Origin of the sequence: Variovorax sp. PBL-H6 (genome assembly GCF_901827155.1) — a bacterium.
Taxonomy (GTDB): Bacteria; Pseudomonadota; Gammaproteobacteria; order Burkholderiales; family Burkholderiaceae_C; genus Variovorax.
On the sequence record NZ_LR594659.1, the window covers coordinates 2,286,097 to 2,311,739 of the forward strand.

Annotated in this window: 22 protein-coding genes; 8 read left to right on the forward strand and 14 right to left on the reverse strand. The window is 68.7% G+C overall.

What is annotated here, in order from left to right:
* Positions 1-22: 22 nt before the first annotated feature.
* The 3 genes from cueR to G3W89_RS10930 form a co-directional block, all read right to left on the reverse strand.
* On the reverse strand, positions 23-442 hold the full coding sequence (cueR, locus tag G3W89_RS10920; protein WP_162574103.1) for a Cu(I)-responsive transcriptional regulator: 420 nt from the start codon (positions 440-442) through the stop codon (positions 23-25).
* Positions 443-533: 91 nt separating this feature from the next.
* Positions 534-1,808, reverse strand: a complete 1,275-nt coding sequence (locus tag G3W89_RS10925) for a c-type cytochrome (protein ID WP_162574104.1) — start codon at positions 1,806-1,808, stop codon at positions 534-536.
* Positions 1,809-1,812: 4 nt separating this feature from the next.
* The gene (locus G3W89_RS10930) at positions 1,813-2,538 is read right to left on the reverse strand and encodes a c-type cytochrome (RefSeq protein WP_162577425.1); all 726 of its coding nucleotides are present in this window, start codon (positions 2,536-2,538) and stop codon (positions 1,813-1,815) included.
* Positions 2,539-2,581: 43 nt separating this feature from the next.
* On the opposite strand from G3W89_RS10930, the gene G3W89_RS10935 reads away from it, so the two are divergent.
* Entirely contained in the window at positions 2,582-3,229 is a 648-nt protein-coding gene (locus G3W89_RS10935; RefSeq protein WP_162574105.1) for a DUF1345 domain-containing protein, read from the forward strand.
* Here G3W89_RS10935 and G3W89_RS10940 read toward each other — a convergent pair whose 3' ends face one another.
* From G3W89_RS10940 to G3W89_RS10950, 3 genes are all read right to left on the reverse strand, one after another.
* Positions 3,230-4,222, reverse strand: coding sequence for a DMT family transporter (locus tag G3W89_RS10940; RefSeq protein ID WP_443083167.1), 993 nt, complete (start codon positions 4,220-4,222; stop codon positions 3,230-3,232).
* A complete protein-coding gene (locus G3W89_RS10945; protein ID WP_162574106.1) occupies positions 4,219-4,716 on the reverse strand; it encodes a methylated-DNA--[protein]-cysteine S-methyltransferase in 498 nt (165 codons plus the stop codon). Before G3W89_RS10945 ends, G3W89_RS10940 begins: the two co-directional genes overlap by 4 nt.
* An 88-nt stretch (positions 4,717-4,804) precedes the next feature.
* Entirely contained in the window at positions 4,805-6,343 is a 1,539-nt protein-coding gene (locus G3W89_RS10950; protein WP_162574107.1) for a DNA-3-methyladenine glycosylase 2 family protein, read from the reverse strand.
* A gap of 113 nt (positions 6,344-6,456) precedes the next feature.
* Between G3W89_RS10950 and G3W89_RS10955 the strand changes: the two genes are divergently transcribed.
* A complete protein-coding gene (locus G3W89_RS10955) occupies positions 6,457-7,839 on the forward strand; it encodes a phosphomannomutase/phosphoglucomutase (protein WP_162574108.1) in 1,383 nt (460 codons plus the stop codon).
* 23 nt (positions 7,840-7,862) lie between these two features.
* Complete coding sequence (locus G3W89_RS10960; protein ID WP_162577427.1) at positions 7,863-9,230, forward strand: 3-deoxy-D-manno-octulosonic acid transferase; 1,368 nt, start codon at positions 7,863-7,865, stop codon at positions 9,228-9,230.
* 52 nt (positions 9,231-9,282) lie between these two features.
* Here G3W89_RS10960 and G3W89_RS10965 read toward each other — a convergent pair whose 3' ends face one another.
* Together G3W89_RS10965 and G3W89_RS10970 are read right to left on the reverse strand one after the other, a co-directional pair.
* The gene (locus G3W89_RS10965; RefSeq protein ID WP_162574109.1) at positions 9,283-10,014 is read right to left on the reverse strand and encodes an MBL fold metallo-hydrolase; all 732 of its coding nucleotides are present in this window, start codon (positions 10,012-10,014) and stop codon (positions 9,283-9,285) included.
* A 128-nt stretch (positions 10,015-10,142) separates the two neighbouring features.
* Positions 10,143-13,112 (reverse strand): galactose oxidase-like domain-containing protein, encoded by a 2,970-nt coding sequence (locus G3W89_RS10970; protein WP_162574110.1) that lies wholly within the window; start codon positions 13,110-13,112, stop codon positions 10,143-10,145.
* A 258-nt stretch (positions 13,113-13,370) separates the two neighbouring features.
* Here G3W89_RS10970 and G3W89_RS10975 point away from each other — a divergent pair, with 258 nt between their 5' ends.
* Positions 13,371-13,841: a CesT family type III secretion system chaperone gene (locus G3W89_RS10975; RefSeq protein ID WP_162574111.1), complete on the forward strand. Its 471-nt coding sequence runs from the start codon at positions 13,371-13,373 to the stop codon at positions 13,839-13,841.
* Between the two features lie 12 nt (positions 13,842-13,853).
* The gene (locus tag G3W89_RS10980; protein WP_162574112.1) at positions 13,854-14,735 is read left to right on the forward strand and encodes a hypothetical protein; all 882 of its coding nucleotides are present in this window, start codon (positions 13,854-13,856) and stop codon (positions 14,733-14,735) included.
* On the opposite strand, the gene G3W89_RS10985 is transcribed toward G3W89_RS10980, so the two are convergent.
* Genes G3W89_RS10985 through G3W89_RS11010 form a run of 6 tightly spaced genes read right to left on the reverse strand, consistent with a single transcriptional unit; the run spans position 14,725 to position 22,391 of the window.
* Positions 14,725-16,245 (reverse strand): TolC family outer membrane protein, encoded by a 1,521-nt coding sequence (locus G3W89_RS10985; RefSeq protein WP_162574113.1) that lies wholly within the window; start codon positions 16,243-16,245, stop codon positions 14,725-14,727. The genes G3W89_RS10980 and G3W89_RS10985 overlap by 11 nt on opposite strands.
* 22 nt (positions 16,246-16,267) lie before the next feature.
* Complete coding sequence (locus tag G3W89_RS10990; protein ID WP_162574114.1) at positions 16,268-16,606, reverse strand: rhodanese-like domain-containing protein; 339 nt, start codon at positions 16,604-16,606, stop codon at positions 16,268-16,270.
* On the reverse strand, positions 16,606-17,289 hold the full coding sequence (locus tag G3W89_RS10995; protein ID WP_162574115.1) for a protein-L-isoaspartate O-methyltransferase family protein: 684 nt from the start codon (positions 17,287-17,289) through the stop codon (positions 16,606-16,608). Before G3W89_RS10995 ends, G3W89_RS10990 begins: the two co-directional genes overlap by 1 nt.
* A 41-nt stretch (positions 17,290-17,330) precedes the next feature.
* Entirely contained in the window at positions 17,331-20,570 is a 3,240-nt protein-coding gene (locus G3W89_RS11000) for an efflux RND transporter permease subunit (protein ID WP_162574116.1), read from the reverse strand.
* Between the two features lie 4 nt (positions 20,571-20,574).
* Complete coding sequence (locus G3W89_RS11005; protein WP_162574117.1) at positions 20,575-21,717, reverse strand: efflux RND transporter periplasmic adaptor subunit; 1,143 nt, start codon at positions 21,715-21,717, stop codon at positions 20,575-20,577.
* Positions 21,714-22,391, reverse strand: coding sequence for a TetR/AcrR family transcriptional regulator (locus tag G3W89_RS11010; protein ID WP_162574118.1), 678 nt, complete (start codon positions 22,389-22,391; stop codon positions 21,714-21,716). Before G3W89_RS11010 ends, G3W89_RS11005 begins: the two co-directional genes overlap by 4 nt.
* A 100-nt stretch (positions 22,392-22,491) precedes the next feature.
* On the opposite strand from G3W89_RS11010, the gene msrA reads away from it, so the two are divergent.
* The 3 genes from msrA (at position 22,492) to G3W89_RS11025 (ending at position 25,643) form a co-directional block, all read left to right on the forward strand.
* Positions 22,492-23,046 (forward strand): peptide-methionine (S)-S-oxide reductase MsrA, encoded by a 555-nt coding sequence (gene msrA / locus G3W89_RS11015; protein ID WP_162574119.1) that lies wholly within the window; start codon positions 22,492-22,494, stop codon positions 23,044-23,046.
* 29 nt (positions 23,047-23,075) lie between these two features.
* On the forward strand, positions 23,076-23,459 hold the full coding sequence (locus G3W89_RS11020; RefSeq protein ID WP_162574120.1) for a hypothetical protein: 384 nt from the start codon (positions 23,076-23,078) through the stop codon (positions 23,457-23,459).
* A gap of 78 nt (positions 23,460-23,537) precedes the next feature.
* Positions 23,538-25,643 carry a TonB-dependent receptor gene (locus G3W89_RS11025; RefSeq protein ID WP_162574121.1) on the forward strand — a complete coding sequence of 702 codons (2,106 nt, stop codon included), beginning with the start codon at positions 23,538-23,540 and terminating at the stop codon, positions 25,641-25,643.

The following is a 25,643-nucleotide window of genomic DNA, read 5'->3' on the forward strand; positions in this document are numbered from 1 at the left end:
CCCATCATGGGAGAGTCAAGGACTACTGCTCGGCCAGCTCCTCGAGGATGGGGCAGTCCGGCCGCTGGTCGCCGTGGCAGCCATCGGCGAGCCCCTCGAGGGTGCGCTTCATGCTCGTCATTTCCTCGATGCGGCGGTGCAGGTCGGCGGCATGCGCCAGGGCAATGCGCTTCACGTCCGCGCTCGCTCGGCGCTTGTTCTGCCACAGCTTCAGCAGCTGTGCGATCTCGGCCATGCTGAAGCCCAGGTCGCGCGCGCGCCGGATGAACCGCAGCGTGTGCACGTCCTTGTCGTTGTACTGGCGGTAGCCCGCGTCGGTGCGGCTGATGCGGGGCAGCAGCCCCAGCGACTCGTAGTGCCGCACCATCTTGGCCGAGACGCCGGAGCGTGCCGCCGCCTCGCCGATATTGAAGGGCTCCGTGCCGGGAAGGGCCTGGTTCATTGCGCTTTCCTTGTTTGCCTCCGCACTGTCGAAGGCACGGGTGAAGCATCGACCTTACCATCATGGGAAGGTCAAGCCCCGGCGCGTGGTTTCAGGGCCGCATGATCTGGCTGCGGGTCACCGGCGGCGCGTCGTTGCCCCAGGAGCCGCGGACATAGGTCAGCACGGCGGCGATGCCGTCGTCGTCCAGCACATGGCCGAAGGGCGGCATGCCATAGGGCCGCGGGTTGCCGGCAGTGGAGGGCAGGAAGCCCCCGTGGCGCAGCACCTGCACCAGATTGACGGTCGAATCCATGGTGACGGCGCGGCTGCCCGCCAGTGTCGGGTAGGCCCCCTCGGCGCCTTGCCCGGCGTCGCCGTGGCAATAGGCGCATTGCTGGTCGTAGATCTTGGCGCCGCGTGCCATCACGCCGGCATCGCGGCGCACCGGCGAAGCGGGAGCCGGCGCGTCTGCCGCCTTGACTTCAGGCAGTTGCTTGAGGAACACCGCCATCGCGTTCAGGTCCGCCTCGCCGAGGTACTGGGTGCTGCGGTAGACCACGTCGGCCATCGGCCCCATGACCGACCCGCGCGGCGAGGTCCCGTTCTTGAGCAGCGCGACCACGTGCTGGGTGTCCCAATCGGCAACGCCGGCCTCGCGCTTCGAGTTGAGCGAAGGCGCATACCAGTTCTCGACCGGGATCAGTCCGCCGGAGAGGCCCAGCTTCTCCTCGGTGGCGCCCAGCACGTTGCGCGTGCCATGGCACGCGATGCAGTGGCCGAGGCCCTCGACCAGGTAGGCACCGCGGTTCCACTCGGCCGGCTTGGCCGGATCGGCGACGAAGCTGCCGGGTGCGAAGAAGAGCGCGCGCCACACGGCCAGCGCGGCCTGGGTGTCATAGGGAAAGCGCAGCTTGTGGTCGGCGTTGGGCGTGGGGGCCGGCGGCACGGTGCGCAGATAGGCGTAGATCGCGTCCGAATCCTCGCGCGTCACGCGCGTGAAGCTCGGATAGGGAAAGGCGGGGTACAGCAGGCGCCCATCCTTCGAGCGGCCGTTGTGCAGGGCGCGCCAGAAATGCGCGGCGCTCCAGCGGCCGATGCCGGCTTCGTCATGCGGCGTGAGGTTGCCCGCGAAGACCGTACCGAAGGGCGTCTCGATGCCGACGCCGCCCGCAAAGGCTGCACCGCCGCGCGCGGTGTGGCAGCCAGCGCAATTCCCGGCCAGCGCGAGATAGCGGCCGCGTTCGACCTGGGCCGGTGTCGGGTTGAAGGCCGCGGGCGTCTCGGGCAGCGGCTCTTCGCCGCGCAGGTTGAGGGCCACGAGCCCGAGTGCGGCCAGGACCAGCAGCACGACCAGGGCGAGCAAGGTGTAGAGGGCGCGTCGCATCGCGTCAGTTCCCCATGGCGCTGCAGGGCATCGGCAGCGGGCCGGGCGGCGTGGCCGCGGGCTTGGGGTTGGCCGGCACCGGCTGCAGGGCCAGCCAGCTCGCGACGGCGTTGATGTCTTCCGAGTTCAGCTTGCGTCCGACCTCCGCCATGCAGTCGGGCGGCAGTGCATGGCGTCCGTCGTTGAGCCAGTCGCCCAGTTGCGAGGCGAGGTACAGGCGCGGCAGGCCCAGCAGCGAGGGGATGGCCGGCGCGACGCCGGTCAGCGCCTGGCCATGGCACTGCGCGCACGCAGGGATGCCGCGCGCCGCATCGCCCTGGAACGCCAGGTCCCTGCCGCGCGCAAGGCTCTGCGTCGAGGCGTCGCTGCGCGCGGACACGGCCGGGTAGGGCAGGTCGAGCTCCGCGAAGTACTGCGCGATCTCGCGCAGGTACGCATCGGAGAGGTGCCGCACCATGTGCACCATGTCGCTGTTGAAGCGGCGCCCGTCGCGGAAGCTCAGCAGCTGGTTGTAGAGATAGCCCTCGGGCTTGCCGGCGAGCCGAGGAAAGTAGCCGGCGTTGGTGCTGGCACCCTCGCGCCCATGGCAGGCGATGCAGGCGGCGACGCGCTGCTCGATGGTGTCGGGCACGCGCGCGGGCGCGGGGGAGGCGGCATGGGCCAGCGGGGCCAGCCCGCAGAGGCCGAGGGCGGCGAGCAGCAGGCTTCGCCAGTGGAGTCGGATCTTCATCATGGTGCGGGCGTGATTGTCGCCGCACGCTAAAGTGCCCCGCATGCTTATGCGATTCACGCGGATGATGGGCTGGCAGCGGCTGCTGTTCGGTGCGGCAGTGGGGGTCGCCGTCGGCCTGCTGCCTTGGCACTTCGGCGGCGTGGCCCGCGGCCTCCTGGGCTGGTGCTGTGGCGCGGCCGCCTACCTGCTGCCCGCCTGGTGGCTGGCCGAGACCTCGGACGCCCAGAGCACGCGGACGCGCGCGCAGTCGCTCGACCAACCCAACGTGCTGATCCTGGCCGCCATGGTGGCCGGTGCCGGCGTCAGCATGGTGACGATCGCGCTGCTGCTCAAGCAGGTCGGGCAGATGGGCGAGGCCACGCGCATCGGACACATCGTGCTGGGGCTGCTGGCGCTCACGGGTTCATGGCTGATGATCCACACGATCTACGGCTTTCACTACGCGCACCGGTATTACCAGGCGGAGCCAGGGCGCGAGCCGGGCCTGGACTTTCCGGGCGAGCTCGATCCGGACTACTTCGATTTCCTCTACTACGCCTTCGTGATCGGCATGACTTCGCAGGTCTCGGACGTGCAGGTGCGCTCGCGCGAAATGCGCCGCATCACGCTCGTGCACAGCGTGCTGTCCTTTGCGTTCAACATGCTGGTGCTGGCCTTGTCGATCAACGTGGTGGCGGGGGCGATCTGACTAGGCCGCTGCGCGCGGCGGCCGTCCCAACCTGACCAGCCCGGTCGACAAGGCCACCCCGCACACGATCACCACGGCGCACACCAGCATCCATTGCGTGATCTCCTCGCCCAGGAAGACGGCGCCGTAGAACAGTGCGAACACCGGCACCAGGAAGGTCACGGTCAGCGCGCGCGCAGGGCCGGCGCGCTCGATCAGGCGAAAGAACAGGATGTAGGCGAGCCCGGTGCAGGCCGTGCCCAGCGCGAGCAGCGCAAGCCAGGCCTTCAGGCTCGGCATCTGCGCCGGCCAGAGCCAGAGCGCCGGCAGTGCCAGGGCGAGCGTGGCGCCGATCTGGCTGCCGGCCGCGGCGGCGAGCGGCGGCACGCCCGAGAGGTGCTTGCGCGTGAGGCTGGCCGATAGGGCATAGCAGATGCAAGCCCCGAGGCAGGCGGCGATGGCCCAGCGTGCCGCTGTTTCGTCCGCGCCCGATTGCAGTCCCGCGCTGCGGCCGGCCAGCATCGCGACGCCGGCGAAGCCGATCACCAGGCCGAGCGCACGCGAGCCGTCGGGCCGCTCGCCGAAGAAGCCCCAGGCCACCAGCGCACCGAACATCGGTACCGTGGCGTTGAGGACGGCGGCCAGGCCGCTGTTGATGGTGAGCAGGGCGAAGCAGAAGAGGGCGAAGGGCAGCCCGGAGTTGAGCACGCCGATGCCCAGCGCCGGCTTCCAGTACTGCCGGAAACTGGACCACTGGCCGCGAACCGAAAGCAGCGGCAGCAGAAAGAGCATGGCGATGCCGACCCGCACCGCCGCCGCCGGCAGAGCGCCGAATTCCGCCGCGCCGATGCGCATGAACAAGAAGGACGCGCCCCACAGCATGCCCAGCAGCAGGAGGTCGACAAGCCAGCGCTTGCTGGCCGGGCGCGCAGGCGCGACGGGCGTCGCGATGGGCGCGGCGGGCGCGACCGCCTTGGCCACCGCGTTCGCGGCCGTGCACTCGCCTTCGCTCACAAGGCACCTTCCAGTTCGAGCAGCGCGTTCTTGCGTTGGAGTCCGCCGGCATAGCCGGTCAGCGAACCATTGGTGCCCAGCACGCGATGGCAGGGCACGATCACGCTGATGGGGTTGCGGCCCACCGCTGCGCCCACCGCACGCACCGCCGCGGGATTGCCCAGGCCCGCGCTGATCGCGCCGTAGCTGATGGTGCGGCCCGCGGGAATCGCCAGCAGCGCCTGCCACACCGACTGCTGGAAGGGCGTGCCGTGCGAGAGGTCGAGCGGCAGATCGAAGTGCTGGCGGCGCCCCGCGAAGTAGTCGGTGAGTTGCGCTGCGGCTTCGCGCAGCACGGGATGCGCCGGGTTCTCCTGCCAGCCACGCGTGTCGGGCCAGTGGCGCTGTTGCTCGAACCAGGCGCCTGCCAGGCCTGCATCGGTGGCGGCAAGCGTGACGGCGCCGAGCGGGGTTTCCATCGTGCAGCTGTGGAGGGTGGCGTTCTTGAATCTCATGATGTCGTCTCTCGATGGGGTCTCTCGTTTCGGCATTCGGGGCGCTCGGGGCGTTCCGGGGCATTCCGGCCGTTCGGGCATTGGGCTTTCAGGCTGCAACACCTTCGAGGGGCGCGGCCGCGGATTTGCCGGTGGGGAGGGGACTGTGCCATGCGCGCAGCACCGCGTAGCTGCGCCATGGTCGCCAGGCCTGCGAGGCCTCCGCGGCGGCGCGCGCGGAACTCACGTGCAGCGCCTTCTGCAGCGCGACGTCGCCGGCCGGGAAGGCATCGGGCCAGCGCAGCGCGCGCATGGCGATGTATTGCGCCGTCCAGTCACCGATGCCAGGCAACTGCTGCAGGGCGGCGAGGGTGGGCGGCACGTCGGCGCCGGCATGCAGGGCGAGCCGGCCTTCCTGCACTTCCTTGGCGAGCCCGATGAGGGCGGACTGCCGCTGCCGCACGATGCCGAGCCGGCCCAGCGCGTCACCGCTCGCGGCCGCGAGAGCTGCGGGGGTGGGGAACAGCCGCTCCAGCCCGGCGACGGGCGTGGCGATGGGCTCGCCCAGCGCCTGCACCAGCCGCGTGCCCATCGTGCGGGCTGCGGCGACGGTGACCTGTTGCCCGAGCACCGCGCGCACCGCGAGCTCGAAGCCGTCGACCGTGCCGGGCACGCGCAGCCCGTCGCCCAGCGGGAAGCTGGCGTGAAGCGCGGCGTTGACGGCCATCGGCTCGGCATCCAGGTCGAGCATCGCGCGCACCCGGCTGATCACTGTCGGCAGCACCGCGGCCAGCGAGTCGCTGACCTGCAGCAGCAGTTGCTCGCGCGCGCCGTCGAAGCGCAGCTGCAGCCAGCCCGCGTGGACACGCCCGCCCTGTGCGATGCGCAGCGTGCGCGCCAGCCGGGGCGTGCCGCCCACGTCGTCGATGATTTCGACGCCGCCCAGCGCGCGGCGCGCGAAGAACCCCAGCATGGCCGCGGCATCGTAGGGTGGCCGATAGCCCAGGCGCACGGCGACCGAGCCGCCGCCGTGCTCACCGGCCGCGCCGGCCCGCCGCAGCGCACTCGGATTCAGGCCGTAGTGCGAGACGAAGGCCGCGTTGAACCGGCGCACGCTGGCGAAGCCGCTGGCCAGCGCCACCTGCGTCATCGGCAGGCGCGTGTCCGCGATCAGCTGCTTGGCGGCCAGCAGGCGGCGCGTCTGCAGGTATTGCAGCGGCGACACGCCGAACTGCGCCTCGAAGATGCGGCGCAGGTGCCGGTCGCTCACGCCCAGGCGCTTGGCGATGCGGGCGGCGCCGGGGCCGTCCTCGGCCCAGGCGTCGGGCTCGTCGATCAGGCGGGCGGCCTGCAGGGCGAGGATGCGCGATGCATCTTCCGTGGACCAGCTCGCGGCCCGCGGCGCCAGCTCGGGCCGGCAGCGCAGGCAGGGGCGGAAGCCCGCAGCCTCGGCCTGGGCCGCATGCTGGAAGAAGCGGCAGTTCTCGCGCCGCGGCAGCTTGACACGGCAGACCGGCCGGCAGTACACGCCGGTGGAGGTCACGGCGGTGAAGAAGGAGCCGTCGAAGCGCGCGTCATGGGCCTTCATGGCCAGATAGCAGGCGTCGCTTTCGAGTCCTGCGGCGGGGGAGGCGTTCGAAGGGGGCATGCCTTGGATGATACGGAGCGCCACAGGCAGGAGTAGCCATTTCCGGACATCTGGCAGCAGGAGCGCATGCCTACAATGGTCTTCATTTTTCGCACTCATCCAAAGGGAAGCCCATGCAGCTCAGCGCATCGATCTTCAAGGCCTATGACATTCGCGGCGTCGTGCCCACCACGCTCGACGCGGAGGTTGCCGAGGCGCTCGGCAAGGCCTTCGGCAGCGCGGCGCGCGCGGCCGGCGAGAAGGCGGTGGCGGTGGGGCGCGATGGGCGCCTGTCGGGCCCGGCGCTCGCGGATGCACTGATCCGCGGGCTGGTGGCCACCGGCATCGAGGTGATCGACGTCGGCGCGGTCACGACGCCCATGCTGTATTTCGCGGCCCACACGCTGGCCAACAGCGGCATCCAGGTGACCGGCAGCCACAATCCCAAGGACTACAACGGCTTCAAGATGGTTCTGGCCGGCCGCGCCATCTACGGCGACGAGATCCAGGGCCTGCGCCGCGTGATGGAAGCCGGCAGCGCCAAGCTCGCGCCCGGCGGCAGCGTGCGCAAGGCGGACGTCCTGGAGGCCTACACGAAGCGCATCGTCGAGGACATCAAGCTCGCGCGGCCCATCAAGATCGTGGTCGATTCAGGCAACGGCATCGCCGGCGCATCGGCGCCTGCGATCTTGCGCGCCATCGGCTGTGAGGTGACCGAGCTCTACAGCGAGGTCGACGGCAATTTTCCGAACCACCACCCCGACCCGAGCAAGCCCGAAAACCTGAAGGACCTGATCGCGGCGCTCGCCGCGGGCGATGCCGAGCTGGGCCTCGCCTTCGACGGAGACGGCGATCGCCTTGGCATCGTGACCAAGGACGGCCAGAACATCTTCCCCGATCGCCAGATGATGCTGTTCGCGCAGGACGTGCTGTCGCGCGTGCCGGGCGGCACCATCGTCTACGACGTCAAATGCACGCAGCGCCTGGCGCCCGCGATCGAGGCCGCCGGCGGCAAGCCGATGATCTTCAAGACCGGCCACTCGCTGATCAAGGCCAAGATGAAAGAGATCGACTCACCGCTCGGCGGCGAGATGAGCGGGCATATCTTCTTCAAGGAACGCTGGTTCGGCTTCGACGACGGCACCTATGCCGGCTGCCGGCTGCTGGAAATCCTCAGCAAGACGCCCAACGCGAGCGACACGCTCAACGCGCTGCCCACCAGCTTTTCGACACCCGAACTCAACGTGAAATGCGCCGAGGGCGAGCCCCACACGCTGGTCGAGCAGCTGGTGCAGACGGCAAAGTTCGAAGAGCCGGCCAAGGTCTCGACCATCGACGGCCTGCGCGTGGACTGGCCCGACGGCTTCGGCCTGATCCGCGCCTCCAACACCACGCCGGTGCTGGTGCTGCGCTTCGAAGGACAGACACAGGCCGCACTCGATCGCATCCAGCACGACTTCCTCGCGCTGCTCAAGGGCGTGAAGCCCGATGCGACGCTGGCCGAAGCCGCCCACTGAGCCCCGGATTCTCTTCGTTGAGCGTGCGTTCGCTGCTGCTGCGCCTCTACGGCGTCTTCACCACCCTTGCGCAACCGCTGGTGCGTCGCAAGCTGCGCCGGCGCGCCGTGGCCGAGCCCGGCTACGGCCACGCGGTCGAGGAGCGTTTCGGCCGGTATGACGAGGCCGCGGCCGGTACCGGCTGGTGCTGGGTCCATGCGGTCTCGCTGGGCGAGGCGCGCGCCGCTGGCATCCTCATCGCCGAGCTGCGTCGCCAGTACCCGGGCATCCCGATCCTGCTCACCCACGGCACCGCCACCGGGCGCGAGGAGGGCGCCAAGCTGCTGGAAGAAGGCGACCTGCAGGTCTGGCAGCCCTGGGATGCGCCAGGCGCAGTGGCCAGCTTCCTGGACCATTTCCAGCCCCGTATCGGCGTGCTGATGGAAACCGAAGTCTGGCCCGAGCTCACGGCGGCCTGCGCCGAGCGCGGCATTCCACTGGTCCTGGCCAACGCGCGCCTGAACGAGAACTCGCTGGCTTCCGCCGAGCGCCTCGGCTGGCTGGCGCGGCCCGCGTACTCCTCGCTGGCCGCTGTGTGGGCCCAGACCGAGGCGGATTCGCACCGGCTGGTTTCACTCGGCGCCAAGGTCGCCGGCGTGTACGGCAACCTCAAGTTCGACGCCACGCCCGATGCACGCCAGCTCGCGACGGCGGCCCGGTTGCGCGGCCAGCTGCCGCGGCCTGTGGTCATGCTCGCAAGCTCGCGTGACGGCGAGGAGGCGCAGCTGCTGGATGTGCTCGAGCGCTTCGGCGCGTTGTCGCCGCCGCCGCCCGCGCAGGATGCGGTGCAGTCCATCGCAAGGCGGGTGCACGAGGTGCAGTGGATGATCGTGCCGCGCCACCCGCAGCGCTTCGACGAGGTCGCCGCGCTGATCGAGGCGCGGGGCTTTGCGGTGGCGCGGCGCAGTGCGGCCGGTGCACCGGCACAGTCGGAGATCTGGCTGGGCGATTCGCTCGGCGAGATGGCGCTCTACTACGGCCTGGCCGACGTGGCGCTGCTGGGTGGCAGCTTCGAAGCGCTGGGCGGCCAGAACCTGATCGAGGCGGCGGCCTGCAGCTGCCCGGTGATCATGGGGCCTTCGACCTACAACTTCGCCGAGGCCGCGGAGCTCTCGCTCGCTGCCGGCGCTTCGCTGCGGGTGAACGACATGGAGCATGCGGTCACGGCCGCGCTCAAGCTGGTCGAACAGCAGGATCGCCGCGAGGCGATGGCCGAGGCGGCGCAGGCCTTCGCCAATGCCAACCGGGGCGCCGCTCAGCGCACGGCGGCGGCGGTGCTGGCGATTGCGGAAGCCGTCTCCGAGACCGCACCCGCGGCGCTCGAGGAGCGGGCGGAGCCCAGTTTCGATTGACGGGCGCAGCGGGAGATCACTGAACTGGAGGATCTCCCACCGCGTGGTCGGCTCAGGGCGCTGCCGACACTGCGTCCGAAAGCTGGCGCAGCAGCGATGCGCCGTCGCCCTGCCAGGCGCTGCCGTGCATGCACGCCAGCGTGCGCGGCTCCTGCTGCGCGAGCCCGGCCAGCATTGCAGCGGTTTGTGGTGCATGTGCGTAGTAGTCCATCTGGTGCCGGAATGCTTCGCTCGGCCCGAGGATGTCGGTGTCGACCACGGCCTTCTTGCCGCTGCCCGGCTGGGTGAAGAGGTCGCCGCAGAGGAAGGTGCGCGTCTGCGTGTCCATCATCAATCCGCACTCCCAGCCATGGGGCAGATGGGGCGTGTCGAACCAGCGCATCGTATGACCGCCGAGCACGAGTTCCTCGCGATCGGCGAGCGTGCGTGGTGCGCGGTCGGCCATGTCACCGATCGACAGCATGCCGGCGAGGCTGCCGCACAGGGGCACGGCCTCTGGTGCAGCCGCCAGGAACAGGTTCAGGGCACCGCACTCGTCTGCCTCCACATGGGACAGCCCGACGTAGCGCAGGCGCTCGAGGGGCATCACGCTCGCGATCGCCTGGCTCACCATCGCAAAGAGCTGGCGCGGCCCGGAGTGGAACAAGAGCGGCTGGTCATCGACCACGAGATACTGATTGAAGCTGAAGGGACTGCCGTCGGGCAGCGGCACGGGCGTGTTGATGCGGAAGATGCCGGCCGCGATTTCCTGCACGTTGGTGCCCGACTGTGGATCGGTGGTCATGCGTGCCTCCTCTGCGTTGTGAGTGGCGACCGAATCGCCGGGGCACATCACCTTACTCCGGTGCCAGCGCCCTGTCGAATGGTCATGGCCCGGCGCGCCGCTGCGTCAGGGAAGGCGGCCGGCCCAACTCAGCCGGCGATGCAGGACTTCACGGTGAACGGGGCCGGGTCGGCGCCGAAGTAGGCGTTCGTGCAGTTCACCGTGCCCGTGACAGTCCTGGTGATCCAGCGCGTATCCGCGCCGTACTTGACCACCGTGGCGCTGGACACCGTGAAGCTGCCGCCCTCGGGTGCGAGCACGGTGCCGGGTGCAGGTGCAGGTGCAGGTGCAGGTGCAGGTGCAGGAGCAGGAGCTGGCGCAGGAGCTGGTGCAGGTGCAGGAGCTGGTGCAGGAGCTGGTGCAGGCGCAGGAGCTGGCGCGGGTGCAGGTGCAGGTGCAGGAGCTGGCGCAGGCGCAGGCGCAGGAGCTGGCGCGGGTGCAGGAGCTGGCGCTGGCGCGGGCGCAGGAGCTGGCGCGGGTGCAGGAGCTGGCGCTGGCGCGGGCGCAGGAGCTGGCGCTGGCGCGGGCGCAGGAGCTGGCGCGGGCGCAGGCGCTGGCGCAGGAGCTGGTGCAGGAGCTGGCGCGGGCGCAGGAGCTGGCGCGGGTGCAGGCGCAGGCGCAGGCGCAGGCGCAGGCATCACGCATGTCTTCGCCGTGAACGGCGCTGGGTCCGTTCCGAAGAATGCGTTGGTGCAGGTTCCGGTGCCGCTCACGGTTCGTTCGGTCCAGCGCGTATCTGCGCCATAGCGAACCAGCGTACTCGTCGGAACCGTGAAGCTATCGCCTTCCTTCGCCAGCGTCGTGTAGGCAGGCGCTGGCGCTGGCGCCGGCGCCGGTGCTGGTGCTGGTGCGGGAGCTGGCGCTGGCGCTGGCGCTGGCGCGGGTGCGGGTGCTGGTGCGGGTGCTGGTGCGGGTGCGGGTGCAGGCGTAGGCGCAACACTCGCGAAGCACGATTTCGCAGTCATCGGCGCTGGATCGACGCCGAAGAACGCGCTGGTGCAGCTCGCGCTTCCGGAGAGGGTCTTGCTGGTCCAGCGCGTGTCCGCACCGAAGCTCACCAGGGCCGCAGTGCCCATGCTGAAGCTGCCACCCTCGTTGGCGACCAGCTTGTCGCCGGAAGCCGGCTGATTGCCAGGCACCACGCCCGCGGCTTGCGGCGTCAACACCTCGCAGGTCTTTGCCAGGCCGGGTGCCGGATTGGCACCGAAGAATTCGTTGCTGCATGCCACGGTGCCGGACACCGTCTTTTGCACCCACCGGCTGTCCGTGCCATAGCGCACCGTGGTGGCCGCCGGCAGCGTGAAGCTCTTGCCTTGGTCGACCGCCTTGGCCCAACTGGCATCGACCTTCATGATCTTGGCCATCGAGGGCACGCCCGCGCTGTCGATGACGAAGAGCATGTAGTAGCCGATCGGAACCGTGTTCGGGCCTTCGTTCAGCGTGATGCTCACGCTGGAACTGCCGGCTGCCTGAGTGAAAGGCAGCTCCAGGAAGCGCTGCTCGAAGTTGGTCGAATGCGTCACCGAGCCGGTTCGGACCAGCGTGACGCGCTGGATCGTGCGGCCCGACGCCACCGTGATGCCGAAGGTCGAACCCAGGTCCACCTTGGCCGGCGCCGAGTTGATCAGCGGGCGCGCCTGCTTCTGCCCATTGCTGTCGAAAAGGTAAGGCGGCGAATAGATCTCGGCGTTGAGGTTGACCACCGGTCCGGGCGAGCCGCCGCCCATCGAGAGCACCGTGGCATCCGGAAGGAGGATCGCCGACGAGTGATACAGGCGCGGCTTGGTGGCCGAGGCGCCGGTCGTCCAGCCGTTGGTCTTCGGGTCCCAGATCAGGGCGGGGAAGGCGGTGTCGACCATCACGTTGTCTTCCGACGAGCCGCCAGTGACCGCCACTTTGCCGTCGGCCAGCACGGTTGCGTTGCTCCAGATGCGGTTGGTGCCCGGCCCTGCGATCGGCGTGACGACTGGCGTGGGGCCGTTCACGTCCACCACCATCGCGCCGCCTTCGTCATCGACCATCATCATGCGGCCGCGGTCGAAGAGGGCCCAGGGCAGCATCCAGTCGGTGTTCCTGGGCAGCGTGCCGATGGTTTCCATCGTCTCTGCCTCGACGTCGAGGCTGTGGAGGGTGCTGCCGCTGGCGATCACGATTTTGCCGTTCGGCGCGAGGAAGCCGCGGGGGTAGTACCAGTCGGCCGGCCAGTCGGCAATCTTGGACAGCGTCCTCCAGCCCGATCCGGGCGTGTAGAGCTCCGGTGGTCCGGCACCGGCACCGGTCTCGTCGATGCCGGCGGCAGCGAGCACGCGCCCATCGGCCAGCGGGTACAGCGAGCCGTACCAGCGCGCGTACTGCATGGGCGTGCCGGAAGCCTTGAGCTCCAGCAGCGTCGGGTCGAACAGGTTCGTGTCGCGCACGCCGAGGTTCACCGGCGTGCCGTTGTTCAATCCGCGCGTGTCGCCGCCCGCCAGCAGGACCTGGCCGGTGGTCGGCAGCACCACCTGGGCGTTGCAGAACAGGTCGGTGTGCGTGGAATGCTGCAGCAGGTTGTGCGCGTTGGTCGCCGGGTTCCAGACGTCGTAGTAGAGCTGCGCGCCCTGATTGCCATTCGGGTCAGTGCCGTAACTCATGATCTTGCCGTCGGGCGTCAGGATGGCGTGGATCGCGTTGATCGGCCAACCGGTCGCGGAAGACCATTGGCCCAGGCTTCCAGGACCTGCCGTGGCACCCGTCTGCAGTTGGGTCTTCTTGGGTTTCGGGCCGTCGCCGCGGTCGATCGGGGCCGGCACGTCGCGCTCGCGTGCACGCTCGCGCTCTATATCCAGCAGTGTGCGAACAGCGCGCCGGATCTTCCCGGGCTTGGCCGCGGCTTCGGTACCGGCCACGCCGGTCTGGTTACCGTTGCTGCCCTCCGTCGTTGCGCTCGGTGCCACCGCCAGGCCGGAGGCTGTGCTGCCACTGCCGCCTCCGCCACATCCGGCTATCAAGGCCGCCACCGAGATTGCGATCAGGGTGAGGCGAAAGGAAGAAGAGGAGGAAGTGGAGCGCTGCAACTGCATCGTGAAAGGTTTGTGAGAAATGAATGCTTTGTAGTTATATCCTCGCTGGCCTGGCGTTTTCCCAAGACGCGGCGCTTTCCTACGCCCTTGCGGGGCCTTGCGGAAGAGAGGGATATCGCCTGCCGGGTGGGCCGAATGGATGACGGCCGAGCGGCGAAATCGCGCAGTTCCCGGTCGCGTGCGTACGCGGTTGGAACCGAGACATGGGTCCAGTTACAGACCTGTGTCATCCACTACATCACAGCCGAGAAACGCTCCATGCAAACGACATCGCCCAGCGAGAACCCTGCTGCCTCGCTTTATGAGCAGGCCCTGCACGAGCTCGCAGAATTGGTCGGCCTCGAGCCCTCCGGGATTCTCAAGACCGCCAGCGTCGAAGCCGACGGGACGTGCTTCTACTTTCAAGACCATACGCAAGACGAAGCCCAGACCCTCACCCTGCTCGCGGAGATCGGCGAAATTCCCGCGAGTGCCGAACCTGAGATGCTTCGCCAGCTTCTCGAGGCCAATTCGCACCTCCCTCCGCAGTCCGGCACCTACGCGCTCATTCCGGGCACGAGTCGTGCGGCGCTGCGCATGAATGTCCAGCTCGAGGAAGGCGCTTCCAATGGCGAGCGTGTCCTCGATGTCTTGAAGGGCCACCTTGCGACATGCTCAGCCGTTCGGCACCTGGGGACACCGCCGGTGTTCGAGCCCAGAGCGGACCTGGTCGAGTCGGCCCTGGCTTGAGGAGGAGACATCATGATTTTTCAACAGCAATCCCGGGCAGCCGGCTCAGTCCACTCCCGGTTGTCCGTCTCCGCGTCCGTATCAGTCGAGCAGACGCAGACGCGGACCGCGCATGCCGTGCATGCCGTGCATGCTGGCTTTGTATTGGGCGCACCCCTTGCGGCGGCGCACAGTCCGGGCTACAAGGCAAGCTTCGTCTGCGCTTTCGTGGCGTACAGGGAGACGGTGACGACACATGTCTCGATCCATGCCGGCTATCGCTTTTCAGCCTCGGCTCGGGCCCGGCCTCAGGCAAGAGACCCTGTTCGCGCACTGTTCGAGCGCACCCGAGAGCATCCGGCCGGTGCCATGCTCTTCGAGCAAACGACGTACCGGGTCACGACGACTGTCTTGGTGCTGTACTTCGGCTATGCCTGCCAGCAGAGCCTGGCCGCTGGGCAACCCCGGGGCGTCGCGCCGTCCCCGATGGCGAATCAGGTGGCAGCGCGCAATCCGCCTGCCGCTCCCGCAGCGCCTTCCTTCAAACCCATGCCGCAAGTCGCCAATGTGCCTGCATCGACTCCGGTGCCCTTGTCTTCGCCGCCGGCTCTTGAGCGGCCCGTCGCAACGGCTTCGTTGACGCCAGTCGAGACATCGAAGGTCTCGGATCCCTTCGACTGGGAGAAGCGCTCGGTCGAGGAAATGAGATATCGCTACGACGTGTGGAACGCACTTGGACAGCAAAAGCCGGCGCGAGTCGAAATCACGTCGAGGGCGTCTTCGGGAGAGAGTAGAACCGTCACTCCTCGGGGGATCGACGCGAAAGGCTTGTCGTTCAGCGCCGAAGACGCAAACGGGAATCTCCAACAGATTCCGTTCAGTGACGTGAGTCGTTTGCGCGTGCTCAGCGCGTAGGCGGCAGGATCACCGGGGGCGGAGGGGGCGAGGGCATCGTGGGCGCCGTCGGCGCGAAAGGCGGCGTCTGCACGGGCGGCACCGGCGGGATGACGACCGGTGCGCCCGGCGGCCGGCCGGTGGCCGGCTGTGAAGCCGGCGGTTGCGGCGGCGTCGCCGTCATGTCGACCGCAGGCCGGCCGTCGGTGGCGAGCGTGCCGTTGATGGCGCGCAGGTCGTCAGGCGTGAGCGTGCCGTTGGCCTGGCGCAGCTTCAGGTTGCCAAGCAGTACGTTGTAGCGCGCCACGGCGAGGTCACGCTTGGTCTGGTAGAGCTGGCTCTGCGAGTTGAGCACGTCGATGTTGATGCGCACGCCCACCTGGTAGCCCAGGCGGTTGGCATCGAGCGCGCTCTGGCTGGAAGCTTCGGCGGCTTCGAGCGCCTTCACCTGGCCGGCGCCGGAGACCAGCCCCAGGTAGGCCGCGCGGGTGGCCTGGGTCACGCTGCGGCGCGTGGATTCGAGCACCGATCGCGACTGATCCTCCAGTGCCAGCGTTTCCTTGACGCGGTTCTCGATCGCGAAGCCCGCGAACAGCGGCATGCTGAAGGTGACGCCGATGGTCCCCGCATTGATGCGCGAGCGGCCGGTGGTGGTGCTGGTGCCCTGCGGATTCCTGTTGACGTTGTAGCCCAGGTTCGCATCGATGGTGGGCTTGTGCCCGGCCTGCGCCTTTTGCACCTCGAGCGATGCCACGTCGAGGCCGAGCCTGGCCTGGCGGATCGACGGATGCGCTTCTTCGGCCTGAGCCACCCACGCGTTCATGTCGGCGGGCGCCACGTCGGGCAGCTGCACCGGTGCAGCCAGGGGCACCGGCACGCTGCCGGGGCGCCCGACCAGCTGGTCGAGCGCGATCTTCTTGACCTGCAGGTCGTTCTCCGCCGCGATCTCCTGCGACACCACGAGGTCGTACCGCGCCTGCGCCTCGCGCGTATCGGTGATGGTCGAGGTCCCGACCTCGAAGTTGCGCTTGGCGGCGGCCAGCTGCTCGGCAACCGCGGCCTTCTGTGCGCGCACGAGAGCGAGGGTGTCCTGTGCCGCCAGCACGTCGAAGTAGGACTGGCTCACGCGCACCACCAGGTCCTGGTCGGCGATCGTCAGCACTGCCTGCGCGATGTCGACCTGGCGCTTGCCCTGCTCGTAGGTGGCCCAGTTTGCAGGGCGGTAGAGCGGCTGGATCGCATTGATGCCGACGCTTTGCGTATTGAAGCCGCGCGAAGCGTCGCCGGCAGGCGTTTGCACGTCCAACTCGGTGTGCGACGCGCCGGCAGACAGCCCCACGCTGGGCAGGATGCCGGCCTTTGCCTGGGCGGCGCGCGCCAGGTTGGCGTCGTACTGTGCGCGCGCGGCCTGGTAGGTCGCGTCATAGCCGCGAGCCGATTCGTACAGTTCGACGAGGCTCTGGCCGTGTGCCGGCAATGCGATCGCGGCGGCGAGGGCCGCCGTGAGGGGAAGAAGCCGGAACACGGGCATGAAAGGGTCCTTGGTCAGCAGGTCAGTAGCGCGGAACGGAGGGATCGTGCTGCATCGACCAGGCGTCGATGCCGCCCGCGACGTTTGCCACCTCGGCGAAGCCGTTCTGGGAGAGAAAGGCGGCCACGCGCTGGCTGCGCGCGCCGTGGTGGCACAGGCAGGCGATGCGCTGGCCGGGGTCGAGCTCCGCGAGCCGCGCGGGGATCTCGTTCATCGGAATGGCAACGAGCGCAAAGCCCTGCGGCGTGACGCTGGCGGTCTGCCGCTCCCAGGGTTCGCGCACGTCCAGCAGCACCGGCGCCGCGGCAGCATCGAGGGCGAACCAGTCGGCCAGCCGAGCCGGGGGAACCTGGTCGATCATCAGAAGACGAAGCGCGAGGGCGCCGGGAAATTGAGGAGGCGCGGCGCGACCGTGTCCCACGGCTGGGTGATGTCCCACTTGCCCTCGCCGACGCGGGTGACGAAGTGGGCGCGCATCATCGGCTCATCGCCGACGATCGCGGCCAGCCGGCCGCCCATCTTGAGCGAGCCCATCAAGCCTTGCGGCAGGCGCGCGACCGAGCCGCTGAGCACGATCACGTCGAAGGTCGGCCCGCTGGGCAGGGGCACCGAGCCGTCGGCATTGCGCACCTCGACGTTGTTCACGCCATTGCGGCGCAGGTTTTCAGTCGCTACCGCGGCGAGGCCGGGATCGATCTCCAGCGTCAGCACTTGAGCGGCGCGGTGCGCCAGCAGCGCGGCCATGAAGCCGGAACCGCTGCCGATTTCGAGCACTGTCTCGTGCTTTTTGATGTGCAGGTCCTGCAGCATGCGCGCCTCGACCTTGGGCGAGAGCATGCATTGGCCTTGGCCTTTGTGGGCAGCGCCTTCGAGCGGGATCTCCATGTCGAAGAAGGCGAGGCTGCGATGGGCCTTGGGCACATAGTCCTCGCGCCGGATCTGCGCGAGCAGATCGAGGATCTCGAGGTCCAGCACATCCCAGGGACGGATCTGCTGTTCGATCATGTTGAAGCGCAATCGCTCCAGGTCGTGGTTGGCGTTCATGGGGGGTGTTCCTCGTGCCTATCGGGTGTGTGGGGGTCGATTCAGGACAAACTTTCAATTCTAGGGGCGGGCTTTGTCGCATCCGGGTCGATGCGCTGCGGCGGCTTCTTCTCGCCGCGCCAGATGCGCCTGGCCCACGTGGCGAGGTCGTCCATGTAGCAATAGACGACCGGCACCACCACCAGCGTCAGCAGCGAGGAGGTGATCACGCCGCCGATCACGGCCTGGCCCATGGGCGCGCGCTGCTCCGAGCCCTCGCTGAGCGCGAAGGCGAGCGGCACCATGCCGAAGATCATGGCCAGCGTGGTCATCAGGATCGGGCGCAGCCGGACGCGAGCCGCCAGCAGCAGGGCCTCGGCACGCGGCAGGCCGGGGGTAGTGCTGCCGTCGGGGGCGACCACGGGCTCGCGCGCGCGAATCGCAAAGTCCACCAGCAGGATTGCGTTCTTGGTCACCAGGCCCATCAGCATCACGACGCCGATGATCGAGAACATCGAGAGCGTGGAGCCGAAGAGCATCAGCGCCAGCACCACGCCGATCAACGTGAGCGGCAGCGCCGTCATCAGCGCCAGCGGCTGCAGGAAGCTCTTGAACTGGCTGGCCAGGATCATGTAGATGAAGATGATCGCCAGCGCCAGCGCCGACACCGCATAGCCGAACGACTCCTGCATGTTCTTGGTCGAACCGCTGAACTGCCAGCCATAGCCCGGCGGGAAGGCGATTGCCGCCAGCGCCGTGCGGATGTCGGCCGAGACCTCGCCGGCCGAGCGGTTGGCGACGTTGGCGTTGATGCCGACCTCGCGCGCCAGCGCGCGACGGTTGATCTGGTTGGGCCCGGTGGTCTCGCGCACCTCCGCCACCTGCTGCAGGCGCACGACGCGGCTGGAGCCGTCGGCGTTGGCGCCCATGGCGGTGCTGACGAAGGGAAGCCGCGCCAGGTCGGCCGGCGAGTTGCGCACCTCCGGCGCGAGGCGCACGTTGACGTCGTAGGTCTGGTCGTCGGGCGCGCGCCAGTTGCCCACCGTGGTGCCGGCCACCAGCGTGCGCAGCGCGGCGGCGATCGGCGCCACGCCCAGGCCCAGGTCGGAGGCGGCGTCGCGCCGGAGCACCACGCTGACGGTCGGTTTGTTCGGCTTCTGGCTCGAGTCGAGGTCGACCAGGCCGGGGATCGGGCGAATGGCCTCCATCACGCGCTGCGTGAGCCGCTCGAGCTCCTGCAGATCGGGCCCCTGCAGCGAGAACTCGATCTGCTTGTTGCCGCCCACCGAGTCGCGCAGGCCCACGTGGGTGACGGTGATGCCGGGCACGCTGCGCAGGCGATCGCGCAGCACCGTCGACATCTGGTCCACGCTGCGGCTGCGCTCCTTGCGGTCGACCAGGCGCACGTAGATGCTCGCGTAGATCTTGCCCTGCGCGTCGCCCGTGTTGATGGTGCCGAGCGTGTAGCGCACCTCGGGCATCTCGCGCAGGATGCCTTCGACCTGGCGGGCCTTGGCCTCCGTTACTTCGAGCGATGAGCCGACCGGGGTGTAGAAGTTGACGGCGGTTTCCGAATAGTCGGCCTTGGGCACGAACTCGGTGCCCAGCAGCGGGACCATCGTGACGCTGAGGGCGAAGATGCCGACGGCTGCGAAGATGGTCGCCAGCCTGTGCGCGAGCGACCAGCGCAGGATGGACTGGTAACCCTCGCCCAGCCGATCGGTCGCGCGGTCGAACCAGCCGGTGACGCGACCGATGGTCTTGTCGTAGAGGCCGGCCTTGCGTACTTCATGCTGCCCATGCGTGTGGATGGACGGGTCGTGCCACACGCTCGAGAGCATCGGGTCGAGCGTGAAGCTCACGAACATCGAGATCAGCACGGCGGCCACGATGGTGATGCCGAACTCGTGGAAGAACTTGCCGATGATGCCTTCCATGAAGCCGATCGGCAGGAATACCGCGACGATCGACAGCGTGGTCGCCAGCACTGCCAGCCCGATCTCCTGCGTGCCGTCGAGTGCGGCGGGGTAGGGCGCCTTGCCCATCTGCACATGGCGCACGATGTTCTCGCGCACCACGATCGCGTCGTCGATCAGCAGACCCACGCACAGCGACAGCGCCATCAGCGTCACCATGTTGATGGTGAAGCCGAACATCGCCATGAACCAGAAGGTGCCGATCAGCGCGATCGGCAACGTCAGCCCGGTGATCACGGTCGAGCGCCAGGAGTTGAGGAACAGGAAGACGATCAGGACGGTGAGCAGGGCTCCCTCGAGCAGTGTCTTGCGCACGTTGTCGACCGCGACGCGGATCGGCCGCGAGGCGTCGCCGATGGGCTCGAGCTTCACGCCGGGCGGCAACTGTGGCTGGATGTCCGCCAGCGCCTTGCGCAGGCCGTCCACCACCTGGATGGTGTTCTCGTCCTGCGCCTTCTGCACCGACAGCAGCAGCGTGCGCTGCCCGTTGTAGAGGGCGAGGCTGTCGATCTCCTGTGCGCCGTCGCTCACCCGCGCGACCTGGTCGATGCGGATCGGCGCGCCGCCCTTGCGCGCGAGGATGATGCGGCCGAAGTCCTCCGGCCGCTCCATGCGCGCATCGATCTGCACCACGCGCTCCTGTTCCAGGGAGCGAACCGCGCCCACCGGCAGCGCCTGGTTCTCGCTGCGCACCGCTTCCACCACCTGCTGGGCGCTTACGCCGAAAGCCTCCATGGCCTGCGGGTTGAGGTAGATGTTGATCTCGCGCTTGGTGCCACCCACCAGCGTGACGGAGCCGACGCCGCGCACGTTTTCAAGGCGCTTCTTGAGGACCTGGTCGGCCCAGTTGGTCAGCTCGACGGCAGTTGGTTGGCTGGCCTTGCCGCCATCGGGCAGCACCGCCACCGACCACACCGGCCGCGAAGCCGGATCGAAGCGCAGCACGCGAGGCTCCTTGACCTCGTCGCGGAACAGGGGCCGCACCGCCGAGACCTTCTCGCGCACGTCGTCCGCCGCCTTGCGCCCGTCCACGTAAAGCTGGAACTCGATGATCACGACCGACTGGCCTTCGTAGCTGCGCGAGGTGAGGGCGTTGATGCCCGCGATCGAGTTGACGCCTTCCTCCACCTTCTTGGTCACCTCGCTCTCCACGATCTCGGGAGAGGCGCCCGGATACTCGGTGATCACCACGACCACGGGGAAGTCGATGTTGGGGAACTGGTCGACCTGCAGCCGCTGGTACGAGAAGATGCCCAGCACCACCAGCGCCAGCATCAGCATGGTCGCGAAGACGGGGTTCCTCAGGCTGACGCGCGTGAACCACATGGTCTCAGGGCGCCGTGGCCGGCGCCAGGCGCACGGCCGTGCCCTCGCGCAGCGGGCCCACGCTGCCAGCCACCACGACTGCACCGTCGTCGATGCCCTGCACCGTGACCAGCGTCTGCCCACTGACCTGGCCGCGCGCGCCGGTCTTGACCGGGCGATGCGCGATGCGGCCCTCGATCACCATCTGCACATAGGGCGCAGGCTTGTCGATGCGCACCGCCGAGAGCGGCAGCGCGAGCCCCTCCGAGCGGCCGACATCCAGCGTGCCCTGCGCGAACAGGCCTTGGCGGAAGCCATCGCTGCGATCGAGCCGCAGGTAGACCAGCAGGCTGCGGCTGCCGGCCTGCGCGCTCGGGTTGACGCGCACGACGCTCGCGCCCACGTTGTGCTCGGCGCCCAGGCCGCCGCTGCCTTCGATCTGCAGCGCCGCGCGCTGGCCCACCCGCACCGCGACCGAGTCGGCCGCGGACACCGTGGCCTCGACCTCGATGCGGCTCAGGTCCACGACCTCGATCACTCTCGCATCGACCGAGACGCGCTCGCCGTTCTGCGCGAGGCGCTGCGCCACCTGGCCGCTGAGCGGGCTCGTGAGCACGGTGTCGCTGAGCGACTTGCGGGCCATCTCCACTGCCGCGAGCGCGGCGCGGTGCGTCGAGCGGGCGGCGTTGAGGTTGGACTGCGAGGTGTCGAGGGCCGTGCGCGAGATGAAGCCTTGCTCCACCAGCGCCTTGTTGTTGTCGTAGGTACGCTGTGCGACCTCGGCCTGCGCGCGGGCGCTGTCGGCTTGTTCCTGGGCCTGGCGCACACGAGAGTGGTATTCGGCGGGCTCGATGCGGGCGATCACCTGGCCGGCCTTCACGGTGTCGCCCTCGCGTACCGTGAGGCCCACCAGTTCGCCGGCCACGCGCGCCTTGACCACGGCCGAGTCGACCGCCCTGAGCGTGCCCGAGACCGCCAGCGTCTGCGCCAGTTCGCGTTTCGCCGCGCGCACCACGTCGGCCGAGGCCAGTTGCACGATGGTCTCGACCGGTGCGCCTGCCGAGGCCGCCGCCTGCTGCACACGGCGCGCCTCGAGTGCGCGCAGCACGCCCGCGGCGAGAAGCGCCAGGACAAGGGCCGCGGCGGCCCATTTCAATGCGCGTTTCATAAGCCCGCCCTTGGCGGCAAGCTGAGGCCGTGCAGCACGGTCTCGGCCTGGATCGCGAGGTATTTTTCGGGGTCGATCTCGGACTGGCCGTCGACGCAGATCATGGCCGAGTGCTTCCACAGCATCAGGAAGATCATCGGCGCGATCACTGCGTAGATTGCGTGGTCCACGTCGACCGGCGCGAACTCGCCACTGTCGATGCCGCGGCGGATGATGCGCCGCAGGAGCGCGTGCCCGGGCCGCACCACCTCCTGGCGGTAGAACTCGGCCAGCTCGGGAAAGTTGCGGCCCTCGCTCAGCATCAGCTTGGTCAGCCCCGAGGCCTTGGTGGACCCGACGCGCTCCCACCAGACGCGCATGCAGTAGCGAAGCATGTCGCAGGTGCTGCCCTCGAAGACCTCGAACTCGGCGTTCCACTCCTTGAAGCGGCCCGCCAGGTTCTCCATCACCACGGCCTTGAAGAGCTCTTCCTTGCTCGGGAAATAGAGGAAGAGGGTGCCCTTGGACACCCCGGCGCGCGCCGCCACCTCCTCCGCGCGGGTGGCGGCAAAGCCCTTGTCGACGAAGAGATCCAGCGCCGCCTCCAGCAACTCGCCGGGACGCGCCTCCTTTCGGCGCTCGCGCTTGGCGCGTTCGGGAAAGAACTTGTCGCTGATGAAGCGGGAGGCGGGCATCGAATTCTTAATGACTGGCGGGTTAGTAATGTAGTGAGCGCATCCCGCGCCGTCAAGCCGCCACAATGCACGTTCCGCCAACCGACCCCACGGAGAATCCATGTCCACGCAATCACCGAGCACCGAGACCATCGTGTTGGGCGGCGGCTGCTTCTGGTGCACAGAAGCGGTGTTCGACCGCGTGCAGGGCGTGCTGGACGTCGAGTCCGGCTACAGCAACGGCGAAACGGTCAACCCGAGCTACGAGCAGGTCTGCACCGGCCGAACCGGGCATGCCGAGGTTGTGAAACTGGCCTTCGATCCGGCGCAGATCACGCTGCGCGAGATCCTCGAGATCTTCTTCGTGGTGCACGACCCGACCACCTTGAACCGCCAGGGCAACGACGTGGGCACGCAATATCGCAGCGGCATCTACTACGTCGACGAGGCGCAGAAGCAGGTGGCTGAAGAAGTGATCCGCGAGATCGAGGCGAGCAAGACCTATCGCGCACCGGTCGTGACCGAGGTCGAGCCGCTGGCCAACTATTCGGCGGCTGAGCCCTACCACCAGGATTACTTCCTGAACAACCCGAACCAGGGCTACTGCGCTTTCGTGGTCGGACCCAAGGTCGAGAAGTTCCAGAAGACCTTCGCGTCCAGGGTCAAGAAGGCCTGAGCCCGGATTTCGTCCCGTCCACGCCGTCCATGCGCTTCGCGACCCGTACCGCCCAGACCCGCGCACTGTTGTGCATGCTGGCCTTCGCGCTGTGGTTCGCGACCACGCTGGGGCTGATGCACCGGACCCTCCATGGCCTTGGAAGCTCCCCTGCGCCGGCAGTCGCCGGGGCCGCAGTGGAGGAGCGGACAACGGGCAATGGCGCCCATGGGCTTTCGGCGCTCTTCGGCACGCACAGCGACGCCGAGTGCCGGCTCTACGATCAACTGTCGCATGGCCCGGCCGCCTTCGGCGTCCCCGCCGTGGTGCTGCCGGTCCTGCTGCCGGCAGCCGTCTTCCTCTACCTCGAAGGCGAAGTACTCGCCCGTTGGGTCGCGCTGTTCGACGCGCGCGGCCCGCCTTCTGCTCGCTGAATCCGCCTTTCCGGCCGGCTGCTGCGCTCGCTTGCGAGCCGCGGCCGGCTCTCTATCGATTCAACGAGCTTCCACAACATGTCTTCCCCTTTCATGCGCAGCGCCGTCGGCGTTGCCATTCTTTTCTTCGTGCCCTGCGCCGCCTGGGCGCAAGCCGACACCGCCGCCGCACCGGGTAGCGCCGCGCTGCCCGAGGTCACGGTCACCGGCAACCCGCTGGGCACCAGCGATCCGATCGCGCCCACCAGCTCGCTATCGGGCGATCAGTTGCTGCTGCGCGCCCAGCCCACGCTGGGCGAGACGCTGAACAACCTGCCAGGGGTCGGCAGCACCTACTTCGGGCCGAACGCGAGCCGGCCCACGATCCGCGGCCAGGACGGCGACCGCATCCGCATCTTGCAGAACGGTGCCTCGGCGCCCGACGCCTCCTCGCTGAGCTACGACCACGCGGTGCCGGTCGATGCGCTGGTGACCGAGCGCATCGAAGTGCTGCGCGGCCCCTCGGCCCTGCAGTACGGCGGCAGCGCGGTCGGCGGCGTGGTCAACGTGATCGACAACCGCATCCCCACCGAACCGCTCGACGGTTTCGGCGGCCGCGCCGATGCGGGTTACGCCACGGGCAGCCGCGAGAAGAGCGGCGGCGTCGTGCTCGAAGGCGGCACCGACCGCTACGCGCTGCATGTGGATGCCTTCAGCCGCGATGCGGACGACACCAGGGTGCCCATCGAACTGGGCTGCGAGAGCCCACGCCGACCCGGCCTCGCACGCAAGATCTGCAACTCCGCCATCCATGCGGACGGCGGCGCCATCGGCGGCACGCTGTTCCTCGGCGAGGGCTGGATCGGCGCCTCGGCCAGCACCTACCGCAGCAACTACGGCACCGTCGCGGAGGACGACGTCACCATCGACATGAAGTCCGATCGCTATGCGCTCGAAGGCGAATGGCGGCCGGGCGGGTTCTTCACCAGCATCCACGGCAAGCTCAGCCACACCGACTACCGCCACACCGAGTTCGAAGGCTTGGAGCCCGGCACCGTTTTCGCCAACAAGAGCAACGACGTGCGGATCGAGGCACGGCACCGCATGATTGGCGGCGTGGAAGGACTGATCGGCTTCACCAGCGAGACCAACCGCTTCTCGGCGGACGGCGCCGAGGCCTTCGCGCCGCACAGCCGCACGCGCTCGAACGCGCTGTTCCTGCACGAGGAGCTGGGCACCTCGTGGGGCCGCATGAGCTTCGGCGCGCGCACCGAGCAGGTAAAGGTGCGCTCGATGGGTTCGCCCGATCCGGATGTCACGCGCTTCGCGGTCGGCGAGCGCGACTTTCACCCGAACAGCGCGGCGCTCGGGGCGCTCGTCGACCTGGCGCCGCAGTGGCAGCTGACCTCGAACCTGGCCTACACGGAGCGTGCGCCCAAGGATTACGAGCTCTTCGCCAACGGGCCGCACGTCGCGACCGCGGCCTGGGAGGTGGGCAACTCCGGCCTGCAAAAGGAGAAGTCGGTGGGCTTCGATCTCGGCGCGCAGTGGAAGTCCGGCGCCAACAACGCGCGCGTCAACGCCTACGTGACGCGCTTCCGCAACTACATCGGGTTGCAGGCGTCGGGCAATGTGCGCGATGACGAAGGCAACCTCAACCCGGGCCCGCTGGAGACCGATCAAGGCCTCTTGTTCCCCGACGTGGTGGACGAGTTCGTCTACCGGGGCGTGCGCGCCCGCTTCAGCGGCCTCGAGGCCAGCGGCAACCTGCGGCTGCTGGGCACCGACGGCTTCGCCCAGCCTGCCGATGGTTCCACCCTGGACCTGCAGTGGCGTGGCGACCTCGTGCGCGCAAGGAACACCGACACCGGCGAGCCGCTTCCCCGCATCTCGCCGGCGCGCGCGGGCGCGACGCTGACCTATGGCAACGGCCCCTGGACCGCGCGGCTGGGCTTCGACCACTACGCGGCCCAGCGTCGGGTGCCGAGCATGGGTGCCCGGCCGACCGAGGCCTTCACGCTGTGGAACGCGGCCGTGACCTATCGCATGAAGGTGCAGCGCGCCAGCCTCACCTGGTATGCACGCATCGACAACCTGACGAACAAGCTGGCCTACAGCGCGACGTCGATCCTCACCACCACGGCGTTCCCCGACGCACCGCTGCCGGGGCGCAGCCTGAAGGTGGGGCTGCGGGCCAGCTTCTGA